Source organism: Paenibacillus sp. FSL W7-1287 (genome assembly GCF_038004245.1).
Lineage (GTDB): Bacteria > Bacillota > Bacilli > Paenibacillales > Paenibacillaceae > Pristimantibacillus > Pristimantibacillus camelliae.
In genome coordinates this window covers 369779-390097 of record NZ_JBBORD010000001.1, presented here as the reverse complement: position 1 = coordinate 390097, position 20319 = coordinate 369779, and the positions used below count along the sequence as shown (strand labels likewise).

Sequence of the window (20319 nt, the reverse complement as noted above, 5' to 3'; positions counted from 1 at the left end):
CGTGCTACGCCGTATCTAAGTCGTGCTTTTTTGTTTTTATTTTGTAATAGGAGTTAAAAAGTTCAGTTTCAGGACCAAGAAGATAGCATGACATTAGAAATCGAGGAGCGCAGCGTACGTGGTGGGTACGTGAGCACCTAAAATGTTTTCGAAGAAAACATACGTCGTAAGCATCACATTAGTAGCATGACATATTCGATGTCGATTAAACTCCAACGTATTACCTCGTAATCAAAGTTGAATATTTTTAAAAACCTTCAAATAAGAGTAGAAAAAGTAGGGTTTTCAGTACCAAGAAGATGGCATGTTACTAGAAATCGAGGAGCGCAGCGTAGGTACTGACTACGTGAGCACCTAAAATGTTTTCGAAGAAAACATACGTCGTAAGCATCACATCGGTAGCATGACATATTCGATGTCGACTAAGCTCCAACGTATTACCTCGTAATCAAAGTTTAATCTTTTTAACCACAATTAATAGATTGATAGGTTTATAGTGTGTTAATTTTGGACAAGATAACTGTAGAGACGTTCCGGGACGCAAGCGGTACATTTTAGCGGGTGTACGAAAGGGGCTTGTGTAGAATGATGCATTTATCTTCTTCTTTTTCATATCGTAAGGTTTATGGGTATGTTGCACTTATTTTAATGGTTTTAGTGATGAGCTGGGAATATCAAAAGGTTGATGCTGCGCTTCACACGAATGCAATTCCTGAGGAAGCGATCAGACTACGTATTTTGGCTAACTCTGATTCTGCTTCTGATCAATTTATTAAAGCAAAGGTCCGTGATGCTGTCGTTGAAATGATGAATGGCTGGGTTGATGAGCCAATGTCCATTGACGAGGCACGGGTGCTGCTTGCAAGTCGCGAGCAGCAGCTGCAGCAGGTTGTTGCAGATACACTCTCTAGCAATGGCTACCAATATGGATTTGATACAGAGATTGGACAAGTAGAGTTTCCTACTAAGATGTATGGACAGGTTGTATATCCTGCTGGGGAATACGAGGCGTTGCTCATTACGCTCGGTAAAGGCGAAGGCCGTAACTGGTGGTGTGTACTATTTCCTCCGCTTTGCTTTACGGATGCAGTAGCGGGTGAGGCTACAAGTGTTGCTAAGGTGTCCGCAGCTGAGGAGGCTGAAGCTGAAACAGTAGAACTGCAAGCTGACGCTGAGGCATCTGAGGAATCAGCTGAGATCGAAGTAAAGTTCTTTATCGTTGAGCTGCTAGAGGATCTTGGAGCTTGGTTTAGCTCGTTGTTTGCTTAACTAATAAGAAACACAAATGCCAGTCCTATTCCAACTATGCTATAATAGCGTGGCAAACGATGAAGAGGGATGGATGGACGTGATGATTCATACAAAGGTATGGAAGATCGATCAAATAAAATCCGATTGGCACGTACAGCTGGCTCAGCCGGCAGCACTGCTTTCAGCAGGAAAGCAAATCGCTTTTCCTACGGAAACCGTGTACGGACTCGGTGCCGACGCGCGAAGTGAAGAAGCAGTAAGGGGGATATTTTCTGCCAAAGGGAGACCTTCAGATAATCCGCTTATTGTACATATATATGATCGCAGTCAAGTTCATGAGCTTACAAACTGCACAAATGAGCTTGCTGAACGGTTAATGGATCAATTTTGGCCGGGGCCATTAACATTAATATTACCTGTAAGGCAGGGTGTGTTGTCTAATCAAGTGACGGCTGGTCTTCAAACAGTCGGACTAAGAATGCCAGATCATCCGATCGCGTTAGAGCTGATGCGGCAAGCAGCAGTACCTATTGCAGCGCCTAGCGCTAATACATCAGGTAGACCAAGTCCTACGCTGGCCTCTCATGTCCTTGACGACTTGCAAGGTAAAATCGAGGGGATTGTCGATGGGGGCGCTACAGGTGTTGGTTTGGAATCTACAGTCGTAGAGGTATCCGGTCAACATATTCAAATTTTGCGACCAGGTGGTGTAACTGTTGAGCAGCTGCAAGCCTGCTGTCCAGAAGCTAGCGTAACCTTAGAGACTGAGCTGGAGACCAAGGAAGCTCCGCGTTCTCCAGGGATGAAGTATACGCACTATGCCCCGCAAGGAAAGCTGGTTATCGTGAAGGGTGAGTCAGCAGCCGTATCGCAATATATCGTACAGCAAGTTACAATGCATGCAGCCGAGAATAAATGTGGTGTGTTGTGCTTCAAAGAAAATGCACACCACTACGAACAGGCCGATCTTGTCCTTAGCTTAGGTAGTGTCAATCAGCTAGAGCAGGCAGCCTCGCGGTTATACGAAGCGCTTCGTAAGTTTGATGAATATGGCGTTACACGCATATGGTCGGAGGCTAGTACGACAGAAGGCATTGGAGCGGCGTTTATGAATAGGTTGTTGAAGGCTGCAGGTCACAACGTTATTAACCTTTAGAAGATGAAGTCAAAAAGTCCAGGCTTGATGACGAAGTAACTCGATGTAGTTTAATCGACGTCGAATCTTGAATTCAGCCAGGGCTTCGAATGCTCACGTACCAATTACGTACGCTGCGCTTCTCAGTCCTTAGGCTTCTTTCAACCTTCTTGGTCCTGAAGCCCGAACTTTTTGAACCCTTATTTGAAGAGGACGTTCAAAAAGTCCAGGCTTGATGACGAAGTAACTCGATGTAGCTTATTCGGCATCGAATCTTGAATTCAGCGGGCCTTCCGGTGCTCACGTACCCATTACATAATAAGTTGTCAACTTTTCCTACTTGTTCGCATATGCTTGTACGAGTATATCGGACAAGGAGATAGGGAATATGGAGATGAATGTTTGGCTAGGACAGCTCATGACGATTACGATGATAGCACTCGCACTAGGCTTTGATGCTTTTTCTCTCGGCATTGGGATTGGGTTAAAAGGGATACGTTATCTGCATATATTGAAGCTCGGTATAGTGATCGGCTTGTTCCACATTCTGATGCCGATTGGCGGTATGTTGATGGGTAAGATGATGAGCGTTGTTCTTGGGGAATGGGCGACGATAGCTGCTGGAGTTTTACTTATTATACTTGGACTGCATATGATTATTCACTCCTTAAAGGAAGAGGAAGCACAGCTCTTTGATCATCGAACGATATGGGGCTTGTTGCTATTATCCTTTAGTGTAAGTGTCGATTCCTTCTCCGTAGGCATCACGCTTGGTATGTTTCAACTACCGCTATGGCTGACGGTATTGCTGTTTGGATGCTTTGGTGCTGTGATGGCAATGCTAGGCTTGACATTAGGGAAGAGAGTTAGTCATTCACTTGGAGACTATGGTGAAACGCTAGGTGGTGTCATTCTAGTCGTTTTTGGAATTTACTTTATTGTATAATAGAGAACGTAAAGGAGTTGGCGATGATGAAACAAATATTGTTCTTATGCACCGGCAATACATGTCGATCTCCAATGGCCGAAGCGTTTTTTAGAAGCTTGGCTCAAAAGAAAGGGCTGGCAGTTACCGTTCGATCCGCTGGCATCTCAACCGTTGATGGCATACCTGTATCAGCGAACTCTGTTCATGCTTTGCAGCAGCACGGCATTCAGCATCATGGTCATTCTACGGCATTGAATGATGAGGTGCTGCAATGGGCTGATCTGATCTTAACGATGACAGCTGGTCATAAGCGCGAAATTATTCGGCGCTATCCCGCAGTGATGGATCATATCTACACGGTCAAGGAATTCGCATATATGGACGATCAGCTTCAGGCTAAGCTTACAGAGCTAGAAGGGATATATTCTGATCTTCAAATGCAGCAAGCGTTAGGCCAGCCACTAGATGAGATGAAGCGTCAACGCGCAATGGAGCTTGAGCAAAGCATTCCAAGCTTTGATGTGGCAGATCCGTTTGGAGGTTCTCAATTCGTATATGACGAGTGTGCGAAGGAGCTAGAGGAAGCAATTCACAAGGTAGTGGACAGGCTTATATCGATGAAGACTTCTTAATTAGATGTGAATAATCATATCCGATAAAGTTAGCGTACATTTTCATCTTAGGTGATTGATATTTCAACAAAGATCGGATATTATAAATATAACATAACGGTCTTCGATGTAACTGGCGACTTCAGTGGGTAACCACAATGGAGCATCGAAGTATACGGCCGGTCGCCTGGGCAAAGAGCAGCGTGCTGTCATTCAGCATGTCTTGCTCTTTTTTCATTTTTTTCGAAAAAGCGTTATACTACTACTATAAATATAAGTTCAAAGTTCGACTTTCAGTACCGATTCGTGATCAAAGTCGGCCCCTTTGAACAACCATAAGTATGACGTAACTGCATCAAGTTCCTTATCCTAACAGAACGAAAGGGTGTTTTACCTTGAAAATTGCAATAAGCGCTGACCATGGCGGCTTTCGCTTAAAAAATGAAATCGTACCGTTCATCCAGTCATTAGGACATGAAATTGTTGATTTTGGCTGTGACTGCGATACATCAGTTGACTATCCAGACTATGCACTTCCTGTATGCGACCTTGTTGCAGAAGGCAAAGCAGATCGTGGAATTTTAATTTGCGGTACTGGCATTGGGATGTCGATCGCAGCTAACAAGCGTGCGGGCATTCGTTGTGCACTCGTTTCTGATACATTTTCTGCCCATGCAACGCGTGATCATAACGATACGAATGTATTGGCGCTTGGCGAGCGTGTACTTGGCCCTGGCCTTGCCCTTGATATCGTTAAAATCTGGTTGGAAACTCCGTTCTCAAAAGGTGAGCGCCATGTCAATCGCATCGGTAAAGTGATGGAGATCGAAAAGCGCTACATTAAAGGGGAGTAGTTGTATGTCCTATTCACTAGATACAATTACTGCCGAGGTAGCTAAAGTAACGAGTGAATTAATGGAAAGATGCCAATGGACCAAGGCGAAGCTTTTCATCATTGGTGCCAGCACAAGTGAGGTAGCAGGAGCGCATATTGGCTCAGCTGGCGCAGAAGATATTGCGGAAGCGATCTACTCTGGCATTCAGCAAGTAGCTAGCAGCTATCCCCTTATACCTGTGTTCCAATGCTGTGAGCATTTGAACCGCGCGATCGTTATCGAGCAGGAGCTGGCTGAAAACCTAGGACTCACGATTGTACAGGCACGGCCTATCCCCAAGGCAGGCGGATCTATGGCTGCATATGCTTACAATCAACTGAAGCAGCCTTGTCTTGTAGAAAGCATAGCTGCTGACGCTGGAATTGATATTGGAGATACCTTTATTGGCATGCATTTGAAGCAGGTTGTTGTACCGTTCAGAGCATCGATTCAATCGATTGGATCAGCACATGTTACGCTAGCTTTTACACGCCCGAAGCTAATTGGCGGCGAGCGAGCAGTATATGAATAAATTGAAATTATTTAGGGAGGCATTTTAATGGAGCATTTACGTAAGCAAGACCCACAGGTTTTAGAAGCACTTGGATTAGAGCTTCAGCGTCAACGCGATAATATTGAACTAATCGCATCGGAGAACATCGTAAGTCCAGCAGTATTGGAAGCAATGGGATCTGTTCTAACGAACAAATATGCAGAAGGATACCCTAGCAAGCGTTACTATGGCGGCTGTGAGCATGTTGATATCGTAGAAGATATTGCTCGCGATCGTGCGAAAGAGCTATTTGGTGCAGAGCATGCTAACGTACAGCCACACTCTGGCGCTCAAGCGAATATGGCTGTGTACCTGGCGGCATTAAAGCCTGGCGATACTGTGCTTGGTATGAACCTTGCGCATGGTGGTCACTTAACGCATGGTAGCCCTGTTAATGCTTCCGGGCTTCTATACAATTTCGTAGCTTATGGTGTGCAAGAGGATTCCTTCACGATTGATTATGAAGAAGTTCGCAAGCTTGCCTTCAAGCACCGTCCACGTCTAATCGTAGCGGGTGCTAGTGCATATCCACGTATTATTGATTTTGAAAAGCTTGGTCAAATTGCTAATGAGGTTGGCGCATTGTTCATGGTTGACATGGCTCATATCGCAGGTCTTGTTGCTGCTGGCTTGCATCCAAACCCAGTACCACATGCTCACTTTGTTACGACAACAACGCACAAAACACTTCGCGGACCACGCGGTGGTATGATCCTTTGTCGTAAAGCTTGGGCTCCAGCAATTGATAAAGCAGTATTCCCTGGCTCACAAGGCGGCCCGCTTATGCATATCATTGCTGCAAAAGCTGTTGCATTCGGCGAAGCATTGCAGGATGAGTTTAAGCAATATGCTACTAATGTAGTGAACAACGCGAAGGTGCTAGCTGAAGCGTTAAGCGCACAAGGCATTAATCTAGTATCAGGTGGAACGGACAACCACTTAATGCTTATCGATACTCGCAACCTAAACATTACTGGTAAAGATGCTGAGCACGTACTAGATGAGGTTGGTATTACGGTTAATAAAAATGCGATTCCATTCGATCCTACTAGCCCATTTGTAACAAGCGGTATCCGTATCGGTACGCCAGCTGCTACAGCGCGTGGTATGGACGCAGCTGCGATGAGTGTCATTGCAGAAGTAATCGCATCAGTGTTGAAGAATCCACAGGATGAAGCAGTTAAAGACGCAGCTCGTAAAAAAGTACGCGATCTAACAGCAAAATTCCCTATCTACCCTGGATTAACTTACTAATATTCATAACGAATAACGGAAACCATAAAAAGGTAAACCTATACCTTTTTATGGTTTTTTTATTTGCAAAAGTAGCTGTAAATCATTGAAAAATTGTGTATATCTCAACGCATAAAATGCATGATTATGACAATTGAAGTGTATAGAGCAGTGTAATTATGCAAATAGTAAAATAGAAAACGTGGCAAAATAGGTAAATTATTTATCATGTATTTCCAATGCAGTTAAATTAACACATCCATTAACTGTATTCGAAAGTTGTTCACAAAGTGTAAATAGCTGCTTCAATTTCAGTAATAACAATTGGTTCACAAATTTGACCTTGTAGGGAGTCGCTTTCATAGGCCGGCTGCTGTCTTGACAGAGGTGTTGAATTAGAGTTATATTCATCTCCGTCTTTTTATTAAGGAATTGTAACCTTGCATTACAAGTAGGAATATTAAGGCGATTGAATATTCATACATGCATGATGGCTATCGTCAATTTCTTTACTGATGCATTCACTCGATTCCACACCAAGTGCTTTATACATCAAGAAAAAGGGGAGTATCAGCATGAAGAAGAACAAATTGGTTTCCATGCTCTCGTTGGTGCTAGTGCTAGCGCTTGTTGTTACAGGCTGCGCATCTGGCTCAAAAAATGAGAGCGGAGCAAACAACAATGAGTTTCGCATCAATTTAGCAAGTGAACCACCAACTCTGGATCCTGCTCAGGCAACAGATCAGGTGTCATTCACAGTCATTAATGCGATCTACGAGGGCTTGACGATCATTGATGAGAATGGAAACGTACAGCCAGGTATTGCTGAGAAATGGGATGTGTCTGAGGACGGTAAAACGTACACATTCACTATTCGTTCTGATGCAAAATGGAACAACGGTGATCCTATAACAGCACATGACTTTGAATTCTCATGGAAACGTGCACTAGATCCGAAGCTAGTTCCTAAGCCATCTCAATATGCTTACCAAATGTACTATATCGAAGGTGCAGAAGCATATAATACGGGCTCTGGCTCTGTCGACGACGTAAAGATCAATGCGACAGACGATCATACATTAGTCGTAACGCTTAATGCTCCGACCGTGTATTTTGAATCCTTGCTTTCTACAGCAATCTACTTCCCAGTTCACCAATCGGTAACTGAGAATGAAGCATTTGCTGCAGCAGCAGATACAATGATTACCAACGGTCCATTTACGATGACGGAGTGGAAACGTAATACATCCATCGTCCTAGAACCAAGTGAATCTTATTATGCTCGTGATGATATTAGATTCGCTAAAGTATCCTTCACGATGGTTAACGATTCTAACTCTGAGCTTAATATGTATGAGACTGGTAAGCTGGACTATGCTGGTTACCCTACAGGTGCTCTTCCAACCGATCAGTTTGCGAGCTTGAAGGAGAAATATCCTAATGAGTTCCAAATTAAAGGTACAGCTAGCTTGTACTACTATTTGATCAATACAACGGAAGCGCCATTTACAAACAAAAAAATTAGACAGGCATTGTCTCTATCCATTGATCGTGCAGCGATTACTGAAAAAGTAACGCTTGGCGGACAAATTCCTGCTTACGGCTTAGTTCCTCCGGGTATTAAAGGCGTTGAGGATGAATATCGCAATGAAGTCGATGATAACTACTTCCAAGAGGATCTTGAGCTTGCAAAACAATTGCTTGCAGAGGGTCTTGCTGAAGAAGGACTTACAGAGCTTCCAGCTTTCTCATTAACGTTTAACACGAATGAACTACACCAAAAGGTTGCTGAAGCTGTCGTTGATATGTGGAGCAATAATCTTGGTGTTAACGCTCAAATCGGTAACGAAGAGTGGGGCGTATTCCTAGATAATCGTACAGCAATGAACTATCAGGTTGCACGTGCAGGCTGGGGTGCTGACTACAACGATCCGATTTCATTCATTGGACTCTTTACTTCAAAAAGCGGGAACAACAACACGGGCTATGCTAACGCTGAATACGACGCGCTTGTAAGACAAGTGGATCAGTCAACAGACGCAGCTGAACGTGTTCGTTTAATGGCCGAAGCTGAAAAAATGATTATTGATTCGCATTCGATCATTCCAATTTACTACTACAGTACAGTGTATCTAATGAAGCCTGACGTTAAAGGTGTTTACGTTGACTATAAAGGCGATGTTATCTTCACGCGTGGTTATTACGAAGCAGAAGCAGAATAAGTACGTTAGAAAAATCGAGGGATATATGCGCAGTTGGTAGCATATATCCCTTTCTTTCAGCATGATATGGAGGTGTACAAGCAATTGGTTCGATACGTTATCAAGAAGATACTGTTTATGCTGCTATCGCTTTTTGTATTAGCTTCAGCAACATTCTTCTTAATGAAGGCCATACCCGGCAATCCGTTTCAATCTGAAAAAAACATTCCTCCAGCTATTCAACAAATGCTGATGGAAAGATATGGATTTGACCAGCCTTTATGGAAGCAGTATATCACTTATATTGGTAATTTACTGCAGTTTGACTTGGGTACATCAATGAAACAGCAGTACGTTACCGTAGAAAGCGTAATAAAAAATGGCTTTGCCTATTCAATGCAACTTGGTGTGTTAGCAATTTTAGTATCTATTGTTGTCGGGGTGCTGCTTGGTCTTGTCGCAGCATTGAATCATCGTAAGTTTCTAGACGGATTTACTATTTTTATAGCCGTACTAGGAGTTTCTATTCCTAACTTTGTCGTTGCTTCTGCATTGCAGTATATATTTGGTGTTCAGCTGCGCTGGTTTAATGTAACCGGCCTGTATGGACCGCTCGATTATGTTCTACCTGTGATCGCACTCTCTTTCTTGCCTACCGCGTTTATCGCTCGATTAACGAGATCCAGCATGCTAGAGGTGCTTTCGGCTGATTATATTAAAACGGCTCGCTCAAAAGGCTTGTCGGGCAGAGTTATTCTCGTAAAGCATGCTTTGCGTAATGCGATTTTGCCTGTTGTAACCTATGTAGGTCCTATGACAGCTAACATTATTACCGGTTCAGTCATTGTCGAACAGATTTTTGGTATCGGCGGACTAGGTAAAGACTTTGTAAGTAGCATTACGAATCGTGACTATACACTCATTATGGGCTTGACGTTATTCTATGCTGTCATCCTCATGATTGCACGTCTCATTACGGATGTCGCCTATGGCTTTGTTGATCCTCGGATCAAACTAACAGGCGGGAAAGGAGGTTCGTAATGTCAGATCAAACGCTAAAAAAGCAAGATTTTGCTAAATTAAACAGATCCGAGCAGCCGAAAGAGCTCGTTGTACGTGAAAGTATATCGGCTTGGAAGGATGCGTGGCTTCGTCTAAAAGAAAATAAACTAGCGATGATTAGCTTGTATGTGTTAATCGTTATTGCTTTGTTTGCGATTTTTGCTCAGTTTATGACACCGTATGATTATAAAACAAATGATCTTTCAAGTACGAACCTGCCTCCTGGTCCTGACCATTGGTTTGGTACTGATGCACTTGGCCGCGATATGTTCGAGAGGACGTGGATGGGCGCAGGGATCTCCTTGCAGGTTGGTCTGTATGCTGCACTTGTAGACCTTGTGCTTGGTGTCATTATTGGCGGCATTATGGGCTACTATGGCGGTAAAGTCGATGAAATCTTAAACCGCTTTTGTGAAATTATGTACTCAATTCCTAGTATGCTCGTTGTCATTCTACTCATTGTTGTTCTAGAGCCTAGTATGTTTACGATCGTTCTCGCACTAAGTATTACAGGCTGGATCAATATGGCCTGGATTGTACGCGGACAAGTCATGCAGCTAAAAAACCAAGAGTATGTGCTTGCTGCACGTACGATCGGTGCAAGTACAAGCCGCATAATGTTTAAGCATCTTATTCCGAATGCGCTAGGACCAATTATCGTTACGATTACGATGACTGTGCCATCAGCAATATTCGCAGAGGCTTTTCTAAGCTTTCTTGGCTTAGGTGTACAATCGCCTGCTGCTTCCCTAGGTACGTTGATTAATGACGCCTTGAAGGCGATGACTGTATATCCATGGCGGATGCTGTTCCCTGCCATACTCATCAGCTTAACAATGCTTTGCTTTAATATTTTTGGAGATGGCTTACGTGATGCGCTTGATCCGAAGATGAAAAAATAGGAGGTGGAAACATGGAAAAGCTACTTGAGGTTCATGATCTAAAGGTTAACTTTAATGTTCGCGGTGGTGTCGTACAAGCAGTACGCGGCGTGAATTTTCATATTAACAAGGGTGAAGCAGTAGCTATTGTAGGTGAATCAGGTTGTGGTAAAAGTGTCACCGCTCAATCCTTGATGCGCCTTATTCCGAGTCCTCCTGCTAATTTGAGTGGTGAAATATTATTTAATGGGGAAGATCTATTAAAAAAATCAGATAAAGAGATGGAAGCTGTTCGAGGTAAAGATATCGGGATGATCTTTCAGGATCCGATGACATCATTGAATCCTACGCTAACCATCGGTACTCAAATTATCGAAGGTCTTAAAAAGCACGAAAAAATAAGCAAAGCAGATGCACGAGAGCGTGCGATCGAAATGCTTAAGCTTGTTGGTATACCAAATCCAGAAAGCCGTGTAGACCAATATCCCCATCAATTTTCCGGTGGTATGCGTCAGCGTGCTATGATTGCTATTGCGCTGGCTTGCAATCCCGCATTATTAATTGCGGATGAGCCAACGACCGCGCTTGATGTAACGATTCAAGCTCAAATTATGCAGGTCATGAAGGACTTGCAGCAAAAAATGGGCACTTCCATTGTGCTTATTACACACGATCTAGGCGTTGTTGCCGATGTATGTGATCGCGTCATCGTAATGTATGCGGGTAAGGTTGTAGAAACAGGAACGAAGCATGAGATTTTCAACAATCCGCAGCACCCGTATACAAGAGGTCTTCTTCGTTCTGTTCCACGTCTTGATCAGAAGAAGGACGAGCCATTAGTTCCTATTCATGGCACACCGCCAGATTTGTTCTCGCCACCGAAGGGCTGCAGCTTCTGCGCTCGATGTGATGAGGCAATGAGAGTATGTGTGGATAATGACCTAGATCTTGTCGCAGCTGAAGAGGGCGATGAGCATACTGGTCACCGAGCAGCCTGCTGGCTGTTGCACCCTTATGCGAAGGGGGAAGTGAATCAATGAGTAAGCCGCTTATAGAGGTTAATCATTTAAGTAAATTTTTTAATCTAGGTAATAATAACATTCTTAAAGCAGTCAATGATCTTAATTTTTCGATAGAGCAAGGTGAGACCGTAGGGGTTGTAGGTGAATCTGGATGCGGGAAGTCAACTGCTGGCCGCACGATGATGCGCTTATACGAGCCAACGGAAGGTGAAGTACTGTTCAATGGAAAAAACATTTATTCGATGCGCGGTTCAGAGCTGAAGCAGCTTCGCCGCGATATGCAGATGATCTTCCAGGATCCGTACGCTTCACTCAATCCTAGAATGACGGTTATGGACATTATCGGTGAATCCCTTGATGTGCATAAGCTCGTTAGCAGCCGTAAAGAGCGTAAAAAACGTGTTGAGCAGCTGCTTGATCTCGTTAATCTTAATGCTGCGCACGCTTCACGTTATCCTCATGAATTTTCAGGTGGTCAACGTCAACGTATCGGGATTGCTCGAGCGCTTGCGGTTAATCCGAAGTTCATTATTGCAGACGAACCAATCTCTGCACTGGACGTATCGATTCAGGCACAGGTCGTTAATCTCTTGCAGGACCTTCAGCGTGATATGGGATTAACGTATTTGTTTATTGCGCATGATCTGTCTATGGTCAAGCATATTAGTGACCGAGTGGCCGTGATGTACCTCGGCAAAATCGTAGAGCTTGCGCGCAGCGAAGACCTGTATAGCGACCCAAGACATCCTTACACAAGAGCGTTGATGTCTGCGATACCGATTCCAGATCCTGATGTGGAGCAGACGAGGGAGAGAATTGTACTAAGCGGTGATCTGCCAAGTCCAATCCATCTTCCAACCGGCTGTCCGTTCCATACGAGATGCCCGATCGCTACTGATAAATGTAAAGTGGATGCTCCTAAGCTGCTAGAAGTGAAGGATAAGCATTTTGCTGCATGTCATTACGCGTAAACCACTGTTAAGGAATGAATATAAAACAAAATCGACCAAGGCAGCTTGCTTTTGGTCGATTTTGTTTAAAGTATGATATAATTTTCACTAACCTTTTCGTTAACTTCATAAAGAAATGTGGCTTGCTTGTTAACAACAAGTAAATTATGATGCAACTCGCTAATGACAGTGCTATAATAAGTTGGATTATGAGCAATATTAATAATAAGAATAAAATAGATGAATAATAGAAAAAGGATAAATTTGGGAGGCAACATGGGTAAATTATTTATTTGTGATCATCCGATGATCCAGCACAAGTTAACATTTATTCGAGACAAAAATACAAACACAAAGGATTTTCGTGAGCTCATCGATGAAGTAGCTACTTTCATGGCATATGAGATTACTAGAGATTTGCCGCTCGAGACGGTTCAGGTAGAAACACCTGTAGCTGTTACGGATGCCAAGATTGTGTCTGGACGTATGATTGGGCTAGTGCCTATTCTTCGTGCTGGTCTCGGAATGGTGGATGGGATCCTTAAGATGATTCCTTCTGCAAAGGTTGGTCATATTGGACTGGCTCGTGATCACGAAACATTAAAGCCTAAAGAATATTACATTAATTTACCTACTGATGCGCAGGAACGTCTACTTATTGTTGTAGATCCAATGCTTGCAACAGGCGGCTCTGCTGTTGCTGCCATTAACTCTCTAAAGCAACGCGGCTGTGATCATATCAAGCTAATGTGTGTCATTGCAGCGCCTGAAGGGATTAAAGCTGTACAGGATGCACATCCAGATATTGATATCTATATTGCAGCGCAGGATGAGCGTCTTAACGAGAAAGGCTATATTGTGCCAGGCCTTGGAGACGCAGGCGACCGTATATTTGGTACGAATTAACTGAAATGTAGAATGAATTGGAGTTGAGCAGTTTGTCGAAGTTGAAAGTGATGACGATTTTTGGAACGAGACCTGAGGCTGTAAAGATGGCTCCTCTGGTGCTGGAGCTGCAAAAGCGCGAGGATGAGATTGAATCGATCGTATGTGTTACGGCTCAGCATAGGGAAATTCTTGATCAAGTGCTTGAATTTTTTGAGATCAAGCCGAATTATGACTTGAACGTCATGAAGGAGCGTCAAACGTTAACACAAACGACGATAAGCGTCATTGAAGGTCTAGATCCAGTGTTAGAAGAAGCTAAGCCAGATATCGTTCTCGTTCACGGAGATACACAGACAACGTTTCTAGCCAGCTATGCTGCGTTTTTGAAAAAGATTAAAGTCGGACATGTCGAGGCAGGGTTGCGGACTTGGAACAAGATGTCTCCTTATCCTGAGGAGATGAATCGTCAACTTGCTGGCGTGTTGTCAGATATTCATTTTGCGCCGACTGAGTGGTCAGCAAATAACCTACGTAAAGAGAATAAAAACGAAGAGACGATTTACATTACCGGTAATACAGCTACTGATGTATTTCAATATACAGTGGATGAATCCTTTATGCATCCCGTCATCGATTGGGCCCGTGGAAAACGCATGGTGCTGATGACTGCACACCGTCGCGAATCAATCGGTGAGCCTCATCGTAATATTTTCCGTGCAGTTAAGCGTATCGCAGATGAGTTCGAGGATGTTGTGTTCGTATATGCTGTTCACCCTAATCCAGCTGTTCGCGAGCCAGCCAAGGAAATATTGGGCAATCACCCACGTATTCAGCTAATCGAGCCGCTTGATGTATTCGAATTCCATAATTTTTACCCTCATACATACATGATTATGACAGATTCAGGGGGCTTGCAGGAAGAAGCGCCGTCGTTTGGCGTGCCTACGCTTGTGCTGCGTGATACGACTGAGCGTCCTGAAGGAATTGAAGCTGGAACACTTGAGCTTGTTGGTACAGATGAAGAGCATGTATATGAGCGCGCGAAAGTACTGCTTACCGATTCAGAGCTATACAAGCGTATGAGTCAGGCAGCTAATCCGTATGGAGATGGGCAGGCTTCAGAGCGAATTGTTGATTCCATTCTCCATTTTTTCGGAAAATCAGCTAATCGACCTGATCCGTTCACACAACGTTCATAGTTTTTGTTTTAAGAAGATGACGTAGCCGAATATACAGTATACAGTAGTACTGTACGGTTTTCGCTGGCTAACAACCCTTATCAGATAAGGATTGTTAGCCGTAAATATAAGCATTTATATTGGAATTAGAATTGACAAACCTTCTACCGCTTCGATAAAATATATTAGGATTGACAGGAGTGTCTACCTATGACAAAGCAAAGGAAAAAAGATCGGCCAATTTTTGCTATTGCTCTTATGGGAGTATTCGGAATACAGGTCGCAATCTTCATTGTTCTTGGCTATTGGGTAGGTTCTTATGTGAGTGATTTGACTGGCAGCAAGGGTTGGCTCATCGGTGGTGTTCTAACTGGACTTGCTATTGGGATCGGATCTGCAATCTTAGTAGTATTGAAGGTGTTGGAGGGCTCCGATGGATAAAATGATGAAGTCAGCAACACGTTGGATGCTCTGCCTTCTGGTGCCGACGTTAATCGCCTATGCTGCATTGCCCCAGTGGAGATCAGTGGCATTAGGGTTAGCGCTGGGCTTACTCGCGAGTGCTATGAATGCGTTTTTATTGCAGCGGAGAGTTGTAATGTCAACTGAATCTGCAGTGCAGCAAGAAGGAACTCGCACAAGAAGAAAAGGGCTCGGATTTGGTAATCGGATCGCGACGGTTTTACTGCTTGCGATGTTCGGCTATCGATACCCAGACATAATCAATTTACCTGCAGCGCTTGTTGGCAGCATGGTGATGCCTTTTCTTATATTAGTGGCAGCTTTTATTCACACTGTGAAAGAAAATAACAGCGGAAAGGGGTGATATTGACTTATGCATTTGTTTCCAATAGTGGAATTCATGGGGATCCGCTTTGACCTTTCAGCTATTATTGCAATTGTTGTAACTTCAATAATTGTATTGGTGCTAGCTCGCTTATCTGTTCGTAATCTATCAGTTGAAAATCCTAGTAAGATGCAAAACTTCATGGAGTGGATTATCGAATTCGTTCACAGCACGATTGCAAGTACGATGCCGTTTGAAAAGGCGAAGAAGTTTGTTAGCTTAGGGATGACGATCATTGTATTTATTTTCGTAGGTAACTTGCTAGGCTTGCCGTTCCAAATCGTAACGGAAGCAACAACAGAAATTGAGTGGCTAGGTATTACGCAAGCAGTGCTTGATTCTCATGATGGTCATGCGCACATCGCTTGGTGGAAATCTCCTACAGCTGATCTATCAGTAACAGCTGGACTAGCGCTTGTCGTATTCATCATTGTGCATTCTCTAGGGTTGAAATGGAATAGAAAGCACTATTTGAAGCATTACTTTGAGCCATATCCAATTTTCTTCCCAATTAACTTGATTGAAACGCTAGCTAAGCCTTTAACGTTGGCTTTGCGTCTATACGCAAACATTCTAGCCGGTGAAATCTTGATTTCAACCATTTTGATGCTTAACTTTGTAGGTATACCGTTTATGATGGTATGGCAAGGCTTTAGTATTTTCGTAGGTGCAATTCAAGCCTTCCTATTTACCATTCTTACAATGGTGTATATCTCGCAGGCAGCCGTTCACGAGGACGATCCTGCATTGAGCCATTAATGTTAGGAACTAGCTTTGAACGAGCCTAATGGGCGGCTTCAAAGTTTGTTATACAGATTTTAATAAAAATTATTTTCTAAATTTGAGGAGGATTCAGTAATGAGTGTATTGGCAGCAGCTATTGCAGTAGGTTTGGGCGCGATTGGCGCAGGTATTGGTAACGGTATGATCGTATCTAAAACAGTTGAGGGTATCGCTCGTCAACCAGAACAAAAAGCAGCACTTCAAACAACAATGTTTATCGGTGCTGGTATCGTAGAGGTTGTACCTATCGTTGGCGTAGTTATCGGTTTCTTGGCGTTCTTCAGCGCTTAATATTTACCTCTAATGGCGGGGAAGGGCTTGCCCTCTTCGCCTTTGTTTTGATTACCTTTACTAATCGGAGGAAAGGAGTGCAGATATGGATATCGTTCTGTCATCTACCGTGATTACAATTATTGCCTTTCTACTCTTGCTCTGGCTTTTGAACAAATATGCGTTCGGTCCATTGTTTGGAGTAATGGAGAAGCGTAGAGAGTTAATTAAAGAACAAATGAATGCTGCAGAAACTAGCCGTAACGCGGCGGAAGCTTCGATGGCTGAGCAAAAGGCAGCGCTTGATGAAGCACGTAAGGAAGCATATGCAATTCTTGAGCAAGCTCGTGCAACTAGCTCGAAGCAAGCTGATGAAATTGTTACATCTGCTAAAAATGAAGCAGCTAGACTTAAGGATGAAGCACTCAAAGATATCGAGAGTGAGAAAAATAAAGCGATCTCCGCGCTTCGTACAGAAGTGGGCGGCATTTCTGTGCAAATCGCTTCCAAAATTATTGAGAAGCAAGTGGACGAGAAATCCCAAGAGGAGATTGTTAACAAGTATCTTAAAGAGGTTGGAAGTAAATGAGCCGCGATATCGTGGTAGCTAAACGCTACGCACAAGCGTTGTTCGAACTTGCAGCCGCTGGCAAGATCGTTTCTCAAGTTGAAAATGAGCTTAAGCTTATTGTTGACGCGTTAGAGAGCAATGAGCAATTGAATAAATTTTTAGCTCTGCCAAGCGTGCAGACTGAAAACAAAATGCAGCTGTTGAAGGATTCCTTCGGCGCAGAGCTGTCTGAGCTTGTATACAGCACGTTACGACTTATGATTGAGCGTGGTCGCCAATCCGTAATCCCGAATTTATATGATAGCTACGTTAAAATCGCAGGTGCAGCACTTGGTCAAGCTAAAGCGGTAGTTTATACTGCGAAAAAGCTTTCAGATGCTGAGCTGGCAGGTGTAGCTGCTCAATTCGAAGGAATTACAGGCAAAAAGATCGTTGCTGAGCAAGTCGAAAATCCAGCGCTTCTTGGTGGCGTACAAGTGCGTATCGGTGATCGCCTTTACGACGGAAGTCTAGCAGGTAAGCTGGAGCGTTTGCAAAAAACTTTAAATTCTAAAGCACTGTAGATAGGGGTGAACGAATTGAGTATCAGACCTGATGAAATTAGTACGCTGATTAAACAGCAAATTGAAAACTACAAATCTGAAATTCAAGTCGTGGATGTCGGCACTGTTATCAACGTCGGTGACGGTATCGCTCGCGTTCACGGTCTTGAAAATGCGATGCAGGGAGAGCTTCTTGAATTCGCAAATGGTGTCGTCGGTATGGCTCTTAACCTTGAAGAGAGCAACGTCGGTGTCGTTATTCTAGGACCGTATACTGATATTCGTGAAGGTGACCAAGTTAAACGTACGGGTCGCATTATGGAGGTTCCAGTTGGTGAAGCACTACTTGGACGTGTCGTTAACGCACTGGGTCAACCAGTTGACGGCAAAGGACCAATTAATACAACGGAATTCCGCGCAATTGAATCACCAGCTCCTGGTGTTATCGATCGTAAAAGCGTTCATGAGCCAATGCAGACTGGTATTAAAGCGATTGACTCCATGGTACCAATTGGCCGCGGTCAACGTGAGTTGATCATCGGTGACCGTCAAACGGGTAAAACAACAATCGCGATCGACGCGATTATTAACCAAAAGGGCACAGGCGTAAAATGTATCTATGTAGCGATTGGTCAGAAGCAATCTACCGTTGCTAACGTAGTAGAAACATTGCGTCGCCATGGTGCACTAGATTACACAATCGTAGTTACAGCAAGTGCTTCTGAGCCTTCTCCATTGCTATTCCTTGCACCATATGCAGGTTGCTCAATGGGTGAGTACTTCATGTACAAAGGCGAGCATGTTCTTGTAATCTATGATGACTTAACGAAACAAGCTGCAGCATATCGTGAGCTTTCCCTATTGCTTCGTCGTCCTCCAGGTCGTGAGGCATATCCAGGGGATGTATTCTACTTGCACTCTCGTTTGCTAGAGCGTGCTGCTAAGCTAAGTGATAAACTAGGCGGCGGTTCCTTGACTGCTCTACCATTTATCGAAACTCAAGCTTCTGACGTATCTGCATATATTCCAACAAACGTAATCTCCATCACGGACGGACAGATCTTCCTTGAGTCTGACCTGTTCTACTCTGGACAACGTCCAGCGGTTAACGTTGGTATTTCCGTATCACGTGTTGGTGGTTCCGCTCAGATTAAAGCGATGAAAAAGGTTGCAGGTACACTGCGTCTTGACCTTGCTGCTTATCGTGAGCTTCAAGCGTTCTCACAATTCGGATCTGACCTTGATAAGTCTACAGTAGCACGTCTAAACCGTGGTGCTCGTACGATGGAAATCCTTAAGCAAGGAGTTAACCAACCAATGCCGGTTGAGCAGCAAGTTATCTCAATCTACACTGCGGTTAAAGGTCATCTTGATGAAATCGCGATCGAGGACATTCTTCGCTTTGAGCAAGAGTTCCTAGCATTCCTAGACAGCAAATATCCACAAATCGGCGCGTCAATCCGCGATACGAAGGATCTTGCTGCTGACAATGAGAAGGCTCTTGTTGATGCAATTAACGAATTTAAAAGAAGCTTTGCTGCATCCGTTTAATAGACGGCGCAGCAATGCTCGTTCGACATAATATCATCTGTACGTGATGCATAGTACAGATCCCTTACCAAGCCTGGCAGCGATGCTGGGCATCGAAGGCGGGTGAAACGAATGGCAAAAGGCATGCGTGAGATTAAGCGTGAGATTAAAGGTAAACAAAATACACGCCAAATTACGAAAGCGATGGAGATGGTTGCTGCATCTAAGCTTAGAAAAGCTCAAGAGGCTGCAGTTGCTGCACGTCCATATGCTGATAAGTTGCTAGAAGTGGTGAGTAATATTGCTGCAGGCACGAAGGGTGTAAGTCATCCTATGCTTGAGGCTCGTCCAATTAAGAAAACAGCATATCTCGTCATTACTTCAGACCGTGGTTTGGCTGGTGGTTATAATGCCAATCTCTTGCGCCAATTAACGCTTACAATTAAAGAAAGACATCAATCTACTGATGAATATGTGATTTTTGTAATCGGACGTAAAGGTCGTGACTATTTCCGTCGTAGAAATATGCCGATCATCGAGGAGGTCATCGGTCTTGCTGATGCTCCAACGTTTGGTGACATTAAGTCTATTGCTGCAAGCGCGGTAAGCAAATTCTCAGACGGATCTTATGATGAGCTTTATATTTACTATAATAAGTTTGTAAACGCACTTACTCAAATTCCAACGGAAACTAGATTGCTGCCGCTAGAAAACTTTGAAGGCAATAATCAGGCTGTTTCTTCTTATGAGTACGAGCCTTCTGCTGAAGGTGTACTTGAGGTGCTGCTGCCGAAATACGCTGAAACGCTTATTTACAGCGCAGTATTGGATGGAAAAGCGAGTGAGCAAGGTGCTCGTATGACTGCGATGGGCAGTGCTACGAAAAATGCTACGAAGATGATTAACTCATTGACGTTGACATATAACCGTGCTCGTCAAGCTGCGATTACGCAGGAAATTACGGAAATTGTTGCGGGAGCTAACGCACAATCTTAAGTTCATAAATGA

The 20319-nt window shown here is 43.7% G+C and carries 22 protein-coding genes and 1 riboswitch; all 22 genes read left to right on the top strand.

All coding sequences use genetic code 11. The annotated features are described in order from the left end of the window. Positions 1–585: 585 nt before the first annotated feature. Positions 586–1269 (top strand): stage II sporulation protein R, encoded by a 684-nt coding sequence (gene spoIIR, locus NSQ99_RS01830; RefSeq protein ID WP_251670129.1) that lies wholly within the window; start codon positions 586–588, stop codon positions 1267–1269. Positions 1270–1342: 73 nt separating this feature from the next. Next, positions 1343–2407: an L-threonylcarbamoyladenylate synthase gene (locus tag NSQ99_RS01825; protein ID WP_340834658.1), complete on the top strand. Its 1065-nt coding sequence runs from the start codon at positions 1343–1345 to the stop codon at positions 2405–2407. 367 nt (positions 2408–2774) lie between these two features. Next, the gene (locus NSQ99_RS01820; protein ID WP_251670127.1) at positions 2775–3332 is read left to right on the top strand and encodes a manganese efflux pump MntP; all 558 of its coding nucleotides are present in this window, start codon (positions 2775–2777) and stop codon (positions 3330–3332) included. A 23-nt stretch (positions 3333–3355) separates the two neighbouring features. Beyond that, on the top strand, positions 3356–3946 hold the full coding sequence (locus NSQ99_RS01815; protein WP_340834656.1) for a low molecular weight protein arginine phosphatase: 591 nt from the start codon (positions 3356–3358) through the stop codon (positions 3944–3946). A 98-nt stretch (positions 3947–4044) separates the two neighbouring features. Continuing rightward, positions 4045–4125: riboswitch (ZMP/ZTP riboswitch) on the top strand. Between the two features lie 195 nt (positions 4126–4320). Further along, the gene (gene rpiB, locus NSQ99_RS01810; protein WP_251670125.1) at positions 4321–4779 is read left to right on the top strand and encodes a ribose 5-phosphate isomerase B; all 459 of its coding nucleotides are present in this window, start codon (positions 4321–4323) and stop codon (positions 4777–4779) included. Between the two features lie 4 nt (positions 4780–4783). Then, positions 4784–5332, top strand: a complete 549-nt coding sequence (locus NSQ99_RS01805; RefSeq protein WP_251670123.1) for a TIGR01440 family protein — start codon at positions 4784–4786, stop codon at positions 5330–5332. 27 nt (positions 5333–5359) lie between these two features. After that, positions 5360–6607 (top strand): serine hydroxymethyltransferase, encoded by a 1248-nt coding sequence (gene glyA, locus NSQ99_RS01800; protein ID WP_251670121.1) that lies wholly within the window; start codon positions 5360–5362, stop codon positions 6605–6607. A 554-nt stretch (positions 6608–7161) separates the two neighbouring features. Further along, positions 7162–8808: a peptide ABC transporter substrate-binding protein gene (locus tag NSQ99_RS01795; protein WP_340834652.1), complete on the top strand. Its 1647-nt coding sequence runs from the start codon at positions 7162–7164 to the stop codon at positions 8806–8808. Between the two features lie 84 nt (positions 8809–8892). Further along, entirely contained in the window at positions 8893–9828 is a 936-nt protein-coding gene (locus NSQ99_RS01790) for an ABC transporter permease (protein WP_251670118.1), read from the top strand. After that, complete coding sequence (locus NSQ99_RS01785; RefSeq protein WP_340834649.1) at positions 9828–10751, top strand: ABC transporter permease; 924 nt, start codon at positions 9828–9830, stop codon at positions 10749–10751. Before NSQ99_RS01790 ends, NSQ99_RS01785 begins: the two co-directional genes overlap by 1 nt. Before the next feature lie 11 nt (positions 10752–10762). Beyond that, positions 10763–11770, top strand: coding sequence for an ABC transporter ATP-binding protein (locus NSQ99_RS01780; RefSeq protein ID WP_340834647.1), 1008 nt, complete (start codon positions 10763–10765; stop codon positions 11768–11770). Then, positions 11767–12723: an ABC transporter ATP-binding protein gene (locus NSQ99_RS01775; RefSeq protein ID WP_251670113.1), complete on the top strand. Its 957-nt coding sequence runs from the start codon at positions 11767–11769 to the stop codon at positions 12721–12723. Before NSQ99_RS01780 ends, NSQ99_RS01775 begins: the two co-directional genes overlap by 4 nt. A gap of 255 nt (positions 12724–12978) precedes the next feature. Continuing rightward, a complete protein-coding gene (gene upp / locus NSQ99_RS01770) occupies positions 12979–13608 on the top strand; it encodes a uracil phosphoribosyltransferase (protein WP_251670111.1) in 630 nt (209 codons plus the stop codon). A 32-nt stretch (positions 13609–13640) separates the two neighbouring features. Further along, positions 13641–14789 (top strand): non-hydrolyzing UDP-N-acetylglucosamine 2-epimerase, encoded by a 1149-nt coding sequence (wecB, locus tag NSQ99_RS01765; protein WP_340834644.1) that lies wholly within the window; start codon positions 13641–13643, stop codon positions 14787–14789. Positions 14790–14978: 189 nt separating this feature from the next. Further along, positions 14979–15209: a hypothetical protein gene (locus tag NSQ99_RS01760; protein ID WP_251670109.1), complete on the top strand. Its 231-nt coding sequence runs from the start codon at positions 14979–14981 to the stop codon at positions 15207–15209. Further along, positions 15202–15594 carry an ATP synthase subunit I gene (locus NSQ99_RS01755; RefSeq protein WP_251670107.1) on the top strand — a complete coding sequence of 131 codons (393 nt, stop codon included), beginning with the start codon at positions 15202–15204 and terminating at the stop codon, positions 15592–15594. The genes NSQ99_RS01760 and NSQ99_RS01755 overlap by 8 nt, the downstream gene beginning before the upstream one ends. 9 nt (positions 15595–15603) lie before the next feature. Next, positions 15604–16374, top strand: a complete 771-nt coding sequence (gene atpB / locus NSQ99_RS01750) for a F0F1 ATP synthase subunit A (RefSeq protein ID WP_340834639.1) — start codon at positions 15604–15606, stop codon at positions 16372–16374. Positions 16375–16473: 99 nt separating this feature from the next. After that, complete coding sequence (atpE, locus tag NSQ99_RS01745; RefSeq protein ID WP_251670102.1) at positions 16474–16689, top strand: F0F1 ATP synthase subunit C; 216 nt, start codon at positions 16474–16476, stop codon at positions 16687–16689. Positions 16690–16774: 85 nt separating this feature from the next. Beyond that, positions 16775–17257 (top strand): F0F1 ATP synthase subunit B, encoded by a 483-nt coding sequence (atpF, locus tag NSQ99_RS01740; RefSeq protein WP_340834635.1) that lies wholly within the window; start codon positions 16775–16777, stop codon positions 17255–17257. After that, positions 17254–17802, top strand: coding sequence for a F0F1 ATP synthase subunit delta (locus NSQ99_RS01735; protein ID WP_251670098.1), 549 nt, complete (start codon positions 17254–17256; stop codon positions 17800–17802). Before atpF ends, NSQ99_RS01735 begins: the two co-directional genes overlap by 4 nt. Before the next feature lie 15 nt (positions 17803–17817). Then, complete coding sequence (gene atpA, locus NSQ99_RS01730; protein WP_251670095.1) at positions 17818–19332, top strand: F0F1 ATP synthase subunit alpha; 1515 nt, start codon at positions 17818–17820, stop codon at positions 19330–19332. Between the two features lie 111 nt (positions 19333–19443). Next, a complete protein-coding gene (atpG, locus tag NSQ99_RS01725; protein WP_340834632.1) occupies positions 19444–20307 on the top strand; it encodes an ATP synthase F1 subunit gamma in 864 nt (287 codons plus the stop codon). Positions 20308–20319 lie beyond the last annotated feature (12 nt).